The sequence below is a fragment of the Roseateles sp. FW301-B2 genome (genome assembly GCF_058788955.1).
Window position 1 is genome coordinate 60,411 of sequence record NZ_JBYTBE010000010.1, and the last position, 12,727, is coordinate 73,137.

At 68.0% G+C, this 12,727-nt stretch carries 15 protein-coding genes; 12 read left to right on the forward strand and 3 right to left on the reverse strand.

The annotated features are described in order from the left end of the window. The first annotated feature begins 19 nt into the window (after window positions 1–19). The 4 genes from AC3WQY_RS09145 to AC3WQY_RS09160 are packed head-to-tail and all read left to right on the forward strand — an operon-like array spanning window position 20 to window position 3,312. Complete coding sequence (locus AC3WQY_RS09145; RefSeq protein ID WP_492707645.1) at window positions 20–298, forward strand: septum formation initiator family protein; 279 nt, start codon at window positions 20–22, stop codon at window positions 296–298. A gap of 15 nt (window positions 299–313) precedes the next feature. Next, window positions 314–949, forward strand: a complete 636-nt coding sequence (gene pnuC / locus AC3WQY_RS09150) for a nicotinamide riboside transporter PnuC (RefSeq protein ID WP_492707647.1) — start codon at window positions 314–316, stop codon at window positions 947–949. Between the two features lie 15 nt (window positions 950–964). After that, the gene (locus AC3WQY_RS09155; RefSeq protein ID WP_492707649.1) at window positions 965–1,642 is read left to right on the forward strand and encodes an AAA family ATPase; all 678 of its coding nucleotides are present in this window, start codon (window positions 965–967) and stop codon (window positions 1,640–1,642) included. Then, window positions 1,639–3,312 (forward strand): bifunctional metallophosphatase/5'-nucleotidase, encoded by a 1,674-nt coding sequence (locus tag AC3WQY_RS09160; protein WP_492707651.1) that lies wholly within the window; start codon window positions 1,639–1,641, stop codon window positions 3,310–3,312. The genes AC3WQY_RS09155 and AC3WQY_RS09160 overlap by 4 nt, the downstream gene beginning before the upstream one ends. A gap of 6 nt (window positions 3,313–3,318) precedes the next feature. Here the strand turns inward: AC3WQY_RS09160 and hslO are convergent, their stop codons facing one another. Together hslO and AC3WQY_RS09170 are read right to left on the reverse strand one after the other, a co-directional pair. Next, the gene (gene hslO / locus AC3WQY_RS09165) at window positions 3,319–4,284 is read right to left on the reverse strand and encodes an Hsp33 family molecular chaperone HslO (RefSeq protein ID WP_492707653.1); all 966 of its coding nucleotides are present in this window, start codon (window positions 4,282–4,284) and stop codon (window positions 3,319–3,321) included. Next, window positions 4,284–4,808 carry a gamma carbonic anhydrase family protein gene (locus AC3WQY_RS09170; protein ID WP_285232357.1) on the reverse strand — a complete coding sequence of 175 codons (525 nt, stop codon included), beginning with the start codon at window positions 4,806–4,808 and terminating at the stop codon, window positions 4,284–4,286. Before AC3WQY_RS09170 ends, hslO begins: the two co-directional genes overlap by 1 nt. A gap of 45 nt (window positions 4,809–4,853) precedes the next feature. Between AC3WQY_RS09170 and AC3WQY_RS09175 the strand changes: the two genes are divergently transcribed. The 5 genes from AC3WQY_RS09175 (at window position 4,854) to AC3WQY_RS09195 (ending at window position 8,558) form a co-directional block, all read left to right on the forward strand. Further along, the gene (locus tag AC3WQY_RS09175) at window positions 4,854–5,642 is read left to right on the forward strand and encodes a ferritin-like domain-containing protein (protein ID WP_492707655.1); all 789 of its coding nucleotides are present in this window, start codon (window positions 4,854–4,856) and stop codon (window positions 5,640–5,642) included. Between the two features lie 26 nt (window positions 5,643–5,668). Then, complete coding sequence (locus AC3WQY_RS09180) at window positions 5,669–6,040, forward strand: hypothetical protein (protein ID WP_492707657.1); 372 nt, start codon at window positions 5,669–5,671, stop codon at window positions 6,038–6,040. An 81-nt stretch (window positions 6,041–6,121) separates the two neighbouring features. Beyond that, window positions 6,122–6,874: a TerC family protein gene (locus AC3WQY_RS09185; protein ID WP_285232361.1), complete on the forward strand. Its 753-nt coding sequence runs from the start codon at window positions 6,122–6,124 to the stop codon at window positions 6,872–6,874. A gap of 41 nt (window positions 6,875–6,915) precedes the next feature. Next, on the forward strand, window positions 6,916–7,605 hold the full coding sequence (locus AC3WQY_RS09190; RefSeq protein WP_285232362.1) for a Bax inhibitor-1/YccA family protein: 690 nt from the start codon (window positions 6,916–6,918) through the stop codon (window positions 7,603–7,605). Between the two features lie 68 nt (window positions 7,606–7,673). After that, a complete protein-coding gene (locus AC3WQY_RS09195; RefSeq protein WP_492707660.1) occupies window positions 7,674–8,558 on the forward strand; it encodes a DMT family transporter in 885 nt (294 codons plus the stop codon). A 15-nt stretch (window positions 8,559–8,573) separates the two neighbouring features. Here the strand turns inward: AC3WQY_RS09195 and AC3WQY_RS09200 are convergent, their stop codons facing one another. Beyond that, on the reverse strand, window positions 8,574–9,044 hold the full coding sequence (locus tag AC3WQY_RS09200) for an Lrp/AsnC family transcriptional regulator (RefSeq protein WP_492707662.1): 471 nt from the start codon (window positions 9,042–9,044) through the stop codon (window positions 8,574–8,576). A 146-nt stretch (window positions 9,045–9,190) separates the two neighbouring features. On the opposite strand from AC3WQY_RS09200, the gene aptA reads away from it, so the two are divergent. Genes aptA through AC3WQY_RS09215 form a run of 3 tightly spaced genes read left to right on the forward strand, consistent with a single transcriptional unit; the run spans window position 9,191 to window position 12,680 of the window. Further along, window positions 9,191–10,498 carry an omega-aminotransferase AptA gene (gene aptA / locus AC3WQY_RS09205; protein ID WP_492707664.1) on the forward strand — a complete coding sequence of 436 codons (1,308 nt, stop codon included), beginning with the start codon at window positions 9,191–9,193 and terminating at the stop codon, window positions 10,496–10,498. 50 nt (window positions 10,499–10,548) lie between these two features. After that, the gene (locus AC3WQY_RS09210; RefSeq protein WP_492707666.1) at window positions 10,549–11,871 is read left to right on the forward strand and encodes an NAD(P)/FAD-dependent oxidoreductase; all 1,323 of its coding nucleotides are present in this window, start codon (window positions 10,549–10,551) and stop codon (window positions 11,869–11,871) included. Beyond that, the gene (locus AC3WQY_RS09215) at window positions 11,868–12,680 is read left to right on the forward strand and encodes a gamma-glutamyl-gamma-aminobutyrate hydrolase family protein (RefSeq protein ID WP_492707668.1); all 813 of its coding nucleotides are present in this window, start codon (window positions 11,868–11,870) and stop codon (window positions 12,678–12,680) included. The genes AC3WQY_RS09210 and AC3WQY_RS09215 overlap by 4 nt, the downstream gene beginning before the upstream one ends. Window positions 12,681–12,727 lie beyond the last annotated feature (47 nt).

Below are 12,727 nucleotides of genomic sequence, written 5' to 3' on the forward strand. Positions count from 1 at the left end.
CCGCGCTAAACTGCGGCGCGTGAAGACCATCGCCCTCATCCTGGCCGCTTTTTTACTGGCCATCCAAGCCCAACTCTGGTTCGGCAAGGGCGGTCTTGCGCGCGGCGTGCAGCTGCGCGCCCAGCTCAAGACCCAGGAAGAAGCCAACGACCAGGCACGTGCGCGCAACGCGCAGATGCTGGCCGAGTTGCGCGACCTGCGCGAAGGCCTGGAAATGGTCGAGGAGAAGGCGCGCCTGGAGCTGGGCATGGTGCGCCCCGACGAGATCTACGTGCAGTTTCAGCAGCAGCGCCACTGAGGCGGGGCCACTCCGATGGACGCCCTGCTGCTCTGGCTGCAACCCCTGTTCCTGTCCGCCTTCGAGGCCTTCGGCAGCCCCATCACCTGGCTGGAGGTGCTGGCCTTCGTGCTGGCGATCTGGATGGTCTTGTGCAATATGCGTGTGCATGTGCTGGCCTGGCCGCTGGCGCTGATCAGCTCGCTGCTCTATTTCCTGTTGTTCTGGAGCGGCAAGCTCTATGGCGAGGCCACGCTGCAGCTGGTGTTCGCCGCGCTGGCCCTATGGGGCTGGTGGCAATGGCTGTATGGCCGCACCGACGAGGGTCAGGTCTTGCGGGTGCGGCGCCTGAGCCCGCGCGGGCGCTGGGTGGCGATTGCCGCCACCGCGCTGGCCTGGCCGCTCTTGGGCCTGTGGCTGCAGCGCCATACCGATTCCACCCTGCCCTTCTGGGACGCCTTCCCCACCGTGGCCAGCCTGCTGGGCCAATGGCTGCTGGGGCGCAAATACCATGAGAACTGGAGCGTCTGGGTGCTGGTGAACGCCGTCAGCGTCACGCTGTTCGCCTACAAGGGCTATTGGCTCACCGTGCTGCTGTATGCCGTCTTCATCCCCATGTCGGTGGCCGGCTGGCGCGCCTGGCAGCGCCAGATCGAACCGGCGGCGGCCTAAGGCATGGCAGGCGCCATGCTGATCGCCATCGTCGGCGCCGAGAGCACCGGCAAGAGCGCCCTCGCCGCCGAACTGCAGCAGGCCCTGCTCGCCCGCACGGGGCTGCGCTGCGCGCGCGTGGACGAGCATTTGCGCACCTGGTGCGAGCAGGCCGGCCGCACGCCGCAAGCCCATGAGCAGGCCGCCATCGCCGCGGCCCAGCGTGAGCAGATCGAAGCCGCCGCACGGACGCATGATCTGGTGATCTGCGACACCACGCCGCTGATGACCGCGATCTACAGCGAGCTGCTGTTCGGCGACGCGGGCCTGCACGCGGACGCGCTGGCCTTTCAGGCGCGTTGCGCGCTCACTCTGCTGACCGGCCTAGACCTGCCCTGGGTGGCCGACGGCCTGCAGCGAGACGGTGCGCATGTGCGTGCCCCCGTCGACGCCGCGCTGCGCCGTGCGCTGCGCCAGGCATCACTGGGCTGGAGCGTCGTGCATGGCCAGGGCCCCCAGCGCCTGGACAGCGCGCTCAACGCCATCACGCCGCTGCTGATGCAGCACGCACCGCAGCAGGCCGCGGGCCTTTTCAGCCGCCTGCTGGACCGCGAAGCCGGATTGCCCGCGGCGACGCGCTGGACCTGCGAACATTGCGACCAACCCGAGTGCGAGCATGCCAGCCTCGCCCTGACCAGCAAGCCCCTGCCATGACACCTATCGCACGTCTCCCCTTTGCTATTGCCTGCGCCGCGCTGCTGCTGAGCGCCTGCGTCAGCACGCCGCCAAGCGCGCCTCTCAGTGTCAAGCTGCTGGCCATCAACGACTTCCATGGCAATCTGAAGCCCCCGGCCGGCGGCATCCGCGTGGCCGATCCGGCCCAGCCCGGCGCCAGCATGGAGCTGGCCGCGGGCGGCGCCGAATACCTGGCCAGCGCCGTGCAGCAGCTGCGTGCCAAGAACCCCAACCACATCTTCGTGGCGGCCGGCGATCTGGTGGGCGCCAGCCCGCTGCTCTCGGCCCTGTTCCACGACGAGCCCACCATCGAGTCGCTGGGCCTGATGGGCCTGGAAGTGACGGCGGTGGGCAACCATGAATTCGACAATGGCGCGGCCGAGCTGCTGCGCAAGCAGCATGGCGGCTGCCACCCGGTGGACGGCTGCAAGGGGCCTGAGCCCTTCCGCGGCGCACGCTACCAATACCTGGCCGCCAGCACCTGGGACCTGGGCAGCGGCAAGACCCTGTTCCCGGCCACCTACATCAAGCGCTTCGAGGGCGTGCCGGTGGGCTTCATCGGCCTCACGCTGAAGGGCACGCCGGGCATCGTCAGCCCCAAGGCCGCCGAGGGCCTGCGCTTCGACGACGAGGTGCAGACCATCAACCGCCTGGTGCCCGAGTTGCAGCAGCAGGGCGTCGAGGCGATCGTGGTGCTGATCCACGAGGGCGGCTTCCCGAGCGGCGACTACAACGAATGCCCGGGCATCTCGGGGCCCATCGTCGACATCGTGCAGCGCCTGGACAAGGCGGTGGACCTGGTGGTCAGCGGCCACACGCACAAGGCCTACAACTGCCGCATCGGCGGGCGCCTGGTCACCAGCGGCGACAAGTACGGCACCATCGTCAGCGAGATCGATCTGCAGATCGACCGCCGCACGCGCGACATCGTCAGCGCCCAGGCCAGCAATGTGCTGGTGCGCAACGACCGCTTCGCCAAGGCGCCCGAGCAGAGCGCGCTGATCGCCGCCTACGAGGAACGTTCGGGCCCGCTGGCCAAGCGCGTGGTGGGCCGCATCCCGGTCTCGTTCACGCGCGACGAGGGCGCCCATCCCGCCGGCGAGACCCTGATGGGCGAGCTGATCGCCGATGCGCAGCTGGAGGCCACCGCCGCGCCCGAGAACGGCGGCGCGGTGCTGGCGCTGACCAATATCGGCGGTGTGCGTGCCGGCCTGGTGATGAAGGGCCAGGGCGAGGTCAGCTACGAGGACGTGTTCAGCGTGCAACCCTTCTACAACACCCTGGTCACCCTCGATCTGAGCGGTGCCGCGCTGTACGAGGCGCTGGAGCAGCAATGGCTGAACCAGCCCAAGTTCAGGCCGCTGCAGGTGTCCAGCGGTTTTCGCTACCGCTGGGACGCCAGCCGGCCGCCGGGCCAGCGTGTGCTGGCCGGCAGCCTCAGCCTGCACGGCAAACCGATCGAGCCCCAGGCCCGCTACCGCGTGACCATCAACAGCTTCATGGCCGCCGGCGGCGACGGCTTCCCGGCCTTCACCCAGGGGCTGGCGGCGCGCACCGGCATGATGGACGTGGACGCCCTGGTGCAATACCTGGAGCGCCACAGCCCCGTGCAGCCCAGCGCGCTGGACCGCGTGCAGCGGCTCAACTAAGCCTGCTTATTGCAGGCTGGCGTCGCCCGCGCCGGCCTGCTGCGTCTGGCCGGTGGCGAACAGGCCGCCCACGTCCACCGCATCGAAGCTGTACTGCAGGCCGCAGAAGTCGCAGCCGATCTCGACATGGCCGCGCTCCGCGAGGATGCTGTCCACCTCGTCGCGGCCCAGGCCCATCAGCATCTTGCCGACGCGCTGGCGCGAGCAGGAGCAGGCGAAGCTGGGCGTCAGCGGCTCGAAGCGGCGCAGGTCCTCTTCCCAGAACAGGCGGCGCAGAATCGTGTCGGCGTCCAGGGTCAGCAACTCCTCGGCGCTGAGCGTCCCGGCCAGCATGCTGATGCGGTTGAAGGCATCGGCAAAGCCGACATCGCTGGCCGCGCGCGCCTGACGCTCCAGATTGCCCTCGCCCTCGATCGGCATGTGCTGGATCAGCAGGCCGGTGGCCACCTCGTCGTTGGCCGCCAGCACCAGCTTGGTGTCGAGCTGCTCGGACTGCAGCATGTAATGCTCCAGCACCTCGGCCACCTTTTGCAGCGGCTCGCGCTGGTCGCCATGCAGGGGCACCACGCCCTGGTAGGGCTGCTGGCCGGGCATGCGGTCCTTGGGGTCGAGGGTGATGGCGCAGCGCCCCTGGCCGTGCACATTCAGCATGGCCTCGAGCTGGGCGCCCGCCGGCACCTCGCCCACCACCTTGGCGGTGGCGCGGAAGCTCAGGTCGGGCTGCACCTCGGCCACCGCCAGCTTCACCGGCCCGTCGCCCAGCACCTGCAGCACCAGCGCGCCGTTGAACTTGATATTGGACTGCATCAGCACGCCCGCCGCCGCCATCTCGCCCAGCAGCACCCGCACCTCGGGCGGGAACTGGCCCACCGCTTCACGGCGCTTCAGCACCTCGCGCCAGGCGCCGGTCAGGCGCACCAGCATGCCGCGCACCGGCAGGCCCTCGAACAGGAATTTGTGCAACTCGCTCATCAGGAAATCTTCTTCAGGTCGGCGGCGTAACGCTGGCCGTTGTGGATGTAATGCGCCGCGCTGGCCGCCAGGCCCTGGATGGCCTCGGGTGTGAGTTCACGCACCAGCTTGGCCGGGCTGCCCATGATCAGGCTGCCGTCCGGGAACACCTTGCCCTCGGTCACCAGCGAGCCGGCGCCCACCAGCGAGTTCTTGCCGATGCGCGCGCCGTTCAGCACCACGGCGCCGATGCCGATCAGGCTGTTGTCGCCCACCGTGCAGCCATGCAGCATGACCTGGTGCCCCACGGTGACGTTCTCGCCCAGCACCAGCGGGAAGCCGGTGTCGGCATGCAGCACCGAGCCGTCCTGGATATTGCTGCCGCGGCCGATGCTGAGGCTGTCGCTGTCGCCGCGCAGCACGGCGTTGAACCAGATGCTCACGTCCTCGCCCAGCGTCACCCGGCCTATCACCTGGGCGCTGTCGGCCACCCAGGCGCTGTCTGCAACTTCGGGCCTGAGCTCGCCCAACTGGTAAATCGCCATCGCCGTACTCCTGGGCCGTCTGGGCAAAAGGGGATAATTTTACGGATGGAAACCCGTCACCGCGCGCTCGAGGTCTTGCGCATCGTCGATCCAGCGGCCAAGGCCGCCGCCGCCCGCGCGCTTTATGCGGCCGCGCAGGACGGTCTCATATTGGCCTGCGAGGCGCAGATTCAAGCCCCGCCCGACCTGCCGGGCCGCCCCGACAGGCCCCGCCTGGTGGCCGCCATCAAGGTGGCGAACCGCTCGCCCTTCACCCTGGCCGGCCGCGCCGGCCTGATCCATGCCATCTGCCATATCGAGTTCAATGCCATCAATCTGGCGCTGGATGCGGTGTGGCGCTTTGCCGGCATGCCCGCGCCCTACTACCTGGACTGGCTGCGCGTGGCCAGCGAGGAGGCCCTGCATTTCGGCCTGCTGCACGAGCATCTGCAGAGCCTGGGCCATGGCTACGGCGACTTCGATGCGCACGACGGGCTCTGGTCCATGGCCGAGCGCACCCGCGCGGACGTGCTGGCGCGCATGGCCCTGGTACCGCGCACGCTGGAGGCGCGCGGCCTGGATGCCACCCCGCCGCTGCAGGACAAGCTGCGGCGCGCCGGCGACCTGCGCGCGGTGGAGATCCTCGATGTGATCCTGCGCGACGAGATCGGCCATGTGGAGATCGGCAACCGCTGGTACCGCCTGCTGTGCCGCGAGCGCGGGCTGGACCCGATCGCCCTCTACCCCGAGTTGGTGGCGCGCTACGAGGCGCCGCGCCTGCGCCCGCCCTTCAACCTGCCGGCACGCTCGGCAGCCGGTTTCAGCGCGGAAGAACTGGCCTATCTGCAAGGCTGAGGGCGACACGGTAAACTGTGCGCCACATGTTCCGCTGCATCGTCATCTTCGCGACCGTCATCCATGCCCTGCTGCTGCTCTGCGCCGCCCTGCCGGCCGCAGCGCAAGTGCCGGGCGACGCCGCGCAGCCGGAACTGATGGTGGCTTGCGCGGATCTTGCCAACGAGGCCGATGCAGCCGATACGGGCGATACGGGCGATACGGGCATCGAGCCCGAAACGAGCGACGATGCGCTGGAAGCGCCCGAGCTGTTTGCCCAATGGCAGCCGTCCAGGCTCGCATCGATGCCCGCGGCATGCCCCGCCGGGCTCAGCATGGCGCTGGCGCCGGCGCCCTACTTGAAGGGGCCGCAGCGCCCCCCCAAGGCCCAGGCCCTAGCGCTGACCTTTAGCGCCTGAAGCCTCTGGCGTGGCCTGGTTCCACGCCCATCCCGGGATGGTCGGCCTGCGCGCCACCCCCTTTGCCTCCAAGTAGCCATCATGGACTTTCTGCTCGACCCCAATATCTGGCTCGCCTTCGCGATGCTGACCGCCCTGGAAATCGTCCTGGGCATCGACAACATCATCTTCATCTCCATCCTGGTGGGCCGGCTGCCGGCCGCCCAGCGCGACCAGGCGCGGCGCCTGGGCCTGGGCTTCGCGATGGTCTCGCGCCTCTTGCTGCTGCTGAGCCTGAGCTGGGTGATGGGCCTCACCGCCGATCTCTTCAGCCTGATGGGCCAGGGCATCAGCGGGCGCGACCTGGTGCTGCTGCTGGGCGGCCTGTTCCTGCTCTACAAGGCCTCGCACGAGATCTTTGTGGAGGTGGAGGCGCGCGAGCAGGATGGCCCGCCGGCCACCGACAGCGCCGCGGTGAAGGCCGCCGGCCAGCGCCTGTTCTGGATGATCATCGGCCAGATCGCCGTGATCGACATCGTGTTCTCGCTCGACTCGGTGATCACCGCGGTGGGCATGGTGGACCAGATCGGCGTGATGATCGCCGCGGTGGTGGCCTCGGTGGGCGTGATGCTGGTGGCCGCCAAGCCGATCGGCGAGTTCGTCGACCGCCATCCCTCGGTGAAGGTGCTGGCGCTGGCCTTTCTGGTGATGGTGGGCATGGCGCTCACCGCCGAAGCCTTCGACCAGCATGTGCCCAAGGGCTATCTCTATGCCGCGATGTGCTTCTCGCTCGCGGTCGAGTCGCTCAACATCCGCGCCCGCGGCAAGCGCCAAGCGCTGCGGGCCCAGTCCTGAACATCCGAACCCGTTTTCCTTCACTCCAAGGAGTCCTTGTCATGAACCAAAACGTCTACGCCTATTCCACCGGCGGCCTGGTCTCCAGTGCCGAGCGCAACCGCGTGCTGCGCAACACCTACTGGCTGCTGGCCCTCTCGATGATCCCCACGGTGCTGGGCGCCTGGATCGGCGTCAGCACCGGGCTGGCACGCGCCATGTCGCCGGGCATCAGCATGATCGTCTTCATGGTCGGCGCCTTCGGCCTGATGTTCGCGATCGAGAAGACCAAGAACTCGGCCGCCGGCGTGCCCGTGCTGTTGGGCTTCACCTTCTTCATGGGGCTGATGCTGTCGCGCCTGATCGGTGCGGTGCTGGGCCTGGCCAATGGCGCCGGGCTCATCATGACGGCCTTTGCCGGCACCGGCCTGATCTTCTTCGGCATGGCCGCGCTGTCCAGCGTGATCAAGCGCGACCTCGGCAATATGGGCAAGTTCCTCTTCATCGGCATGATCATGTTGCTGGTGGCCGGCGTCGCCAACATCTTCCTGCAGTCCAGCGCGCTGATGATCACGCTCTCGGTGCTGGCGATCGGCATCTTCTCGGCCTTCATCCTGCATGACCTCAAGCGCGTGCAGGACGGCCTGGAAACCAACTACATCACCGCCACCCTGGGCGTCTACCTGAGCCTGTACAACGTGTTCCAGTCGCTGCTCTCGTTGCTGGGCATCTTTGGCGGCCGCGACGAGTAAAATCTCACCTGCTCCCGCCGGGCGGAACCCATGGTTCCGCCCTTTGTCTTTCTTAGGCCCCCAACACCGTGTCCCGTGTCCAAGCGAATCTGCTGCTGATCGTCATCGCCCTGATCTGGGGCTCGGCCTTTGTGGCGCAAAGCCATGGCATGGCGGACGTGGGGCCGATGATGTTCACGGGCGTGCGCTTTCTCGTCGGCGCGCTGGTGGTGACGCCGCTGATGTGGCGCGAATGGCGTGGCCTGCAGGCCGCCGGCAAGCCCCTGGTGCGCCGCGACGCCGGCAAGATCGCTGGCCTGGGCTGCCTGCTGCTGATGGGCGCGGCGATGCAGCAGATCGGCATCGTCAGCACCACGGTCACGAATGCCGGTTTTCTCACCGCCCTCTACGTGCCGCTGGTGCCGGTGCTGGGCTATCTGCTGCTGCGCCATCTGCCGCATTGGTCGGTCTGGCCGGGCGCGCTGTCCTGCCTGGTCGGCGCCTTCCTGCTCTCGGGCGCACACCGGCTCGAGATCAGCCTGGGCGACAGCTGGGTGATCGCCTCTTCGCTGCCCTGGGCCCTGCATGTGCTGATGGTCGGCCGCGTGGCCGACCGCATGTCCGCGCCCTTTCTGGTGGCCGGCGGCCAGTTCCTGGTCTGCGGCCTGCTGGCGCTGGGCTACGCGCTGGTGGCCGAGCCCAGCAGCTGGGCGGGCCTGCGGGCAGCCGCCTGGCCCATTCTCTACACCGGCGTGCTCTCGGTGGGCGTGGCCTTCACCGCCCAGGTGGTGGCACAGCGCTATGCCCATGCGGCGGACGCCGCCATCATCCTCTCCTCGGAAACCGTGTTCGCCGCCATGTTCGGCTACTGGCTGATGGGCGACCGGCTCAACAGCAGCGGCCTGGCCGGTTGCGCGCTGATCTTCCTGAGCATGATGGCGGTGCAACTGCTGCCCATGCTGCGGCGCCGCTGAGGGGCCGGGCCCCGCTCAGAGCTCGAAGGCGGTGGTCTTCTTGATGGTGCGCAGCACCAGCATCGAATTGGAACGCGCCACCTCGGGCAGCTGCATCAGCACATGGGTGTGGAAGCGCTCCAGGTCCTCGGCGTCCTTGTAGGCGAAGCGGATCACATAGTCGTTGGTGCCCGCCACATAGAAGCAGTCCAGGATGTCGGGGCAGGTCATCACCGCCTGCTCGAAGGCGGCCAGCGCCGCCGTCGTCATGCGCTCCAGATTGATGATGGTGTAGCTGGTGCCCTGCTTGCCCACCGCCTTGGGGTTCACCAGCGCCACATACTGGGCAATCACCCCCTGGTCCTCCAGATGCTTGACCCGCCTCAGGCAGGCCGAGGGCGAGAGATGCACGCGCTGGGCCAGCTCCACATTGGAGATCCGGCCGTCCCGCTGCAACTCGTTCAGGATGCCGCGGTCGATCGCATCCAGTTGCACTTCTGAGCTCATGTTTCGAATAATCTGCGAACAGGCAGCCATGTTATCGCAGCATATTGCGAAACCAGGGGTTTAACCTGCGCCAGAGCGCTCACACATTGCGCGTGCCCTTGCCTAGACTTCGAGGCAGTACAAGAAACGCAAGGACGGTGAACGACATGGCCAAGAATCTCGACGCTTACTGGATGCCTTTCACGGCAAACCGCCAGTTCAAGAAGTCGCCCCGACTCCTGACGCGCGCCGATGGCATGTACTTCACCGACGACAAGGGCCGCCAGATCCTGGACGGCATTGCCGGCCTGTGGTGCGTGAACGCCGGCCACAACCGCCCGCGCATCGTGCAGGCGATCCAGCAGCAGGCGGCCGAGCTGGACTTCGCACCGCCCTTCCAGATGGCCCACCCCAAGGCCTTCGAGTTGGCCGAACGCCTGGTCGAGCTGACGCCGCCGGGCCTCAACAAGGTCTTCTATACCAACTCGGGTTCCGAGTCGGTGGAGACGGCGCTGAAGATGGCGATCGCCTACCACCGCGTGCGCGGCGAAGGCGCGCGCACCCGGCTGATCGGCCGCGAGCGCGGCTACCATGGCGTGAACTTCGGCGGTATCTCGGTGGGCGGCATGGTCGCCAACCGCAAGATGTTCGGCACCATGCTGGGCGGCGTGGACCATATCCGCCACACCCATGATCCGGTGCGCAATGCCTTCTCCGTGGGCCAGCCCGCGCATGGCGCCGAGTTCGCCGACGATCTGGAGAAGCTCATCGCCCTGCACGATGCCTCGACCATCGCCGCGGTGATCGTCGAGCCGGTGGCCGGGTCCACCGGCGTGCTGGTACCGCCGCAGGGCTATCTGCAACGCCTGCGCGAGATCTGCGACAAGCACGGCATCCTCTTGATCTTCGACGAGGTCATCACCGGCTTCGGCCGCACCGGCAACCCCTTCGGTGCGCAGACCTTCGGCGTCACGCCCGACCTGATGACGGTGGCCAAGGGCCTCACCAACGGCTGCGTGCCGATGGGCGCGGTGTTCGCCAAGCAAGGCATCTACGACACCTTCATGAACGGGCCCGAGCACCTGATCGAGTTCTTCCACGGCTATACCTACTCGGCCCACCCGCTCGCCTGTGCCGCCGCGCTGGGCACACTGGATACCTATGCGGAGGAAGGCCTGCTGACGCGCGCCACCGAATTGCAAGGTTATTTTGCTGAGGCTGTGCATTCGCTGAAGGGCGAGCCCAACGTCATCGACGTGCGCAATATCGGCCTGGTGGGCGGCATCGAGCTAAGCCCCCTGCCCGGCGAACCCGCCAAGCGCGCCTTCAACGTCTTCCTCGATTGCTACGAGCAGGGCGTGCTGGTGCGCACCACCGGCGACACCGTGGCCCTGAGCCCGCCGCTGATCATCGAGCGCAGCCATATCGACCGCCTGATCGAAACCGTGCGCGCCGCGCTGCGCCGCGCGGCCTGACGAGAGCCCCCGGCGTCAACCCGAACGAGGACCTGCCTAGCGCCTACCTTATGAGCCTCCTGAGCACCGACCGCGAACTCACGCGCGACTCCTACTACCTGGCCACCGCGCCACGTACCCAGGGCTATGCGCCACTGCGAGAGAGCATCGAAGCCGATGTGGCCATCGTGGGCGGTGGGCTGGCGGGTCTGTCGGCCGCCATCGAGCTGGCCGAGCGCGGCATGGAGGTGGTGCTGCTGGAGGCCAACGAGGTGGGCTCGGGCGCCTCGGGACGCAACGGTGGGCAGGCCATCCACGGCCTCGCCTGCGATCAGGAAACCATCGAGGCGCAGCTGGGCCTGGCCGAATCCAGGCGCATCTGGGCGATGGGCATCGAGGCCCTGGACCTGATACGGGCGCGCTGCGAGCGCCACCGCATCGACGCCGAATGGCAGAGCGGCTACCTGGGCCTGGCCACCAGCGCGCGCAAGGCCGCGGACTTGCGCGCCTGGGCCGAACGCATGGCCGAGCTCTACGACTACCCGCTGCAGTGGATCGACCCCGGTGTCATGCGGCAATGGATAGCCAGCCCGCGCTTTCATGCCGGCGTGTACGACGCGCGCTCGGGCCATCTGCACCCGCTCAAATACTGCCTGGGCCTGGCCGCGGCGGCCGTGCGTGCGGGCGTGCGCATCTACGAGCAGACGCCCGTCACCCGCATGAAAGAAGGCGAAGGCGCGGGCGAGCAAATCACGCTGGCCGGGCCCCAAGGCCAGGTGCGCGCGCGCCAGGTGCTGCTGGCCGGCAACGTCTACCTCAACGAGATATCGCCGGCACTGGCGCCCAGGCTTGGTGCGCGCATCATGCCGGTGGGCACCTATATCGTGTGCTCCGAGCCGATCGCGCCGGAGCGCCTGCAGGCCCTGATCCCGAGCAGGTCGGCGGTGTGCGACACCAATTTCGTGCTGGACTACTTCCGCCCCACCGCCGATCATCGCCTGCTCTATGGCGGGCGGGTGAGCTACAGCACCGTCACGCCGCCGGGCCTGAAGCACAGCATGCGCGCGCGCCTGCTGGAAAGCTTTCCGCAGCTGCAGGACGTGGGCATGCAATATGCGTGGGGTGGTTTCGTGGACATCTCCATGAACCGTGCCCCTGATTTCGGGCGCTTAGGCGAGCGCCGCAACATCTACTATCTGCAAGGCTTCTCGGGCCATGGCCTGGCGCTGACCGGCCTGGCCGGCCGCATCGTCGCCGAGGCCATGCATGGCGACGCCAGCCGCTTCGACACCTTTGCCAAACTGCGCCACCATCCCTTCCCGGGTGGCAAACTGATGCGTACGCCCGCCCTGGTACTGGGCATGGCGTACTACCGATTGAAGGACATGCTGTGAGTACCGGCCCTTCCAAATCCCTGCCCCGGCGCAAGCCCGTGGTGCTGGTGCCCGCCTGCAACCGCCAGGTCGGCGACCACCCCTTCCACATCGCCGGCAAGAAGTACATCGACGCGGTGCGCCTGGCCGGCTGCCTGCCCCTGGTGGTGCCGGCCTCCAGCCCCGCGGAAATCGACGAGCTGCTGGCGCTGGCCGACGGCGTGCTGCTGACCGGCTCGCCCTCGAACGTGCACCCCAGCCATTTCGACGAGGCCGTGCACAACCCCGAGCTGCCGCTGGACCCGGATCGCGATGCCTGGACCCTGCCGCTGATCCCCAAGGCCTTGCGGCTGGGCATGCCGCTGTTCGCGATCTGCCGCGGTTTCCAGGAGGCCAATGTGGCGCTGGGCGGCTCGCTGCACCAGGCGGTGCAGGAGCAACCCGGCCTGCGCGACCACCGCGCCCCGCCCGGCCAGCCGCCCGAGATCGCCTATGCCGAGCAGCATGAGGTCCAGGTCTTGCCCGGCGGGCGCCTGGAGGCCTTGCTGGGCCATCGCAGCATCAGCGTCAACTCCCTGCATGGCCAGGGCGTCAACGAACTGGCCCCGGGCCTGCGCATCGAAGCGGTGGCGCCCGACGGCCTGGTGGAAGCCTTCAGCGTGGCGGCCGCGCATGGCTTCTCGATGTGCTTGCAATGGCACCCCGAATGGCAGGCCGAGCGCAACCCGGTCTCGATGAAGCTCTTCGAGGCCTTTGGCCAGGCCTGCCGCGATTACCGCGACCAGGTGCGCGAGCCGCGCCACGACTACATCCGCGACCCCGAGACCTAGCGCCGCTGACCCCAGCCCGATTCAAGCAATCCGCAGCGCCCCGGCAT

Excerpts from the sequence above, each read along its gene's own strand:
- AC3WQY_RS09185 (WP_285232361.1), top strand. The coding sequence starts at position 6,122 with ATGGACTTTCTGCTCGACCCCAATATCTGGCTCGCCTTCGCGATGCTG.
- AC3WQY_RS09160 (WP_492707651.1), top strand. The coding sequence starts at position 1,639 with ATGACACCTATCGCACGTCTCCCCTTTGCTATTGCCTGCGCCGCGCTG.
- pnuC (WP_492707647.1), top strand. The coding sequence starts at position 314 with ATGGACGCCCTGCTGCTCTGGCTGCAACCCCTGTTCCTGTCCGCCTTC.
- hslO (WP_492707653.1), bottom strand. The coding sequence starts at position 4,284 with ATGAGCGAGTTGCACAAATTCCTGTTCGAGGGCCTGCCGGTGCGCGGC.
- AC3WQY_RS09175 (WP_492707655.1), top strand. The coding sequence starts at position 4,854 with ATGGAAACCCGTCACCGCGCGCTCGAGGTCTTGCGCATCGTCGATCCA.
- AC3WQY_RS09170 (WP_285232357.1), bottom strand. The coding sequence starts at position 4,808 with ATGGCGATTTACCAGTTGGGCGAGCTCAGGCCCGAAGTTGCAGACAGC.
- aptA (WP_492707664.1), top strand. The coding sequence starts at position 9,191 with ATGGCCAAGAATCTCGACGCTTACTGGATGCCTTTCACGGCAAACCGC.
- AC3WQY_RS09200 (WP_492707662.1), bottom strand. The coding sequence starts at position 9,044 with ATGAGCTCAGAAGTGCAACTGGATGCGATCGACCGCGGCATCCTGAAC.
- AC3WQY_RS09180 (WP_492707657.1), top strand. The coding sequence starts at position 5,669 with ATGTTCCGCTGCATCGTCATCTTCGCGACCGTCATCCATGCCCTGCTG.
- AC3WQY_RS09210 (WP_492707666.1), top strand. The coding sequence starts at position 10,549 with ATGAGCCTCCTGAGCACCGACCGCGAACTCACGCGCGACTCCTACTAC.
- AC3WQY_RS09190 (WP_285232362.1), top strand. The coding sequence starts at position 6,916 with ATGAACCAAAACGTCTACGCCTATTCCACCGGCGGCCTGGTCTCCAGT.
- AC3WQY_RS09155 (WP_492707649.1), top strand. The coding sequence starts at position 965 with ATGCTGATCGCCATCGTCGGCGCCGAGAGCACCGGCAAGAGCGCCCTC.